The following is a 229-nucleotide window of genomic DNA, read 5'->3' as shown; positions in this document are numbered from 1 at the left end:
CGGCTGGTTCGAGTACGTCAACTTCAACTACGGCCTGCTGGCCACCGTCATGGAACGCGCCGGCGGCCAGCGTTTCGACCGCCTGATGCGCGGTCTCATCCACGATCCGATGGGCCTGAAGGCCGGCTTCTACCTGGCCGACTTCGCCCCGGCGCGGATCAACGACGTCGCCACGCTCTACCGCAAGCGCGAAAAGGATGGCGATGAGGCCTGGGACCCGGCGGGGGCC

The 229-nt window shown here is 67.7% G+C and carries 1 protein-coding gene; it reads left to right on the top strand.

Annotated features, from left to right (window positions below):
- A partial coding sequence (locus KVT32_RS31965; RefSeq protein ID WP_217619623.1) for a serine hydrolase occupies nucleotides 1-229 on the top strand: 229 nt, incomplete at both ends.

Origin of the sequence: Achromobacter sp. GbtcB20 (genome assembly GCF_019091095.1) — a bacterium.
Classification (GTDB): Bacteria; Pseudomonadota; Gammaproteobacteria; order Burkholderiales; family Burkholderiaceae_B; genus Achromobacter; species Achromobacter mucicolens.
Note: the sequence above shows the minus strand (reverse complement) of the source record. Positions and strands in the feature narration are given on the sequence as shown.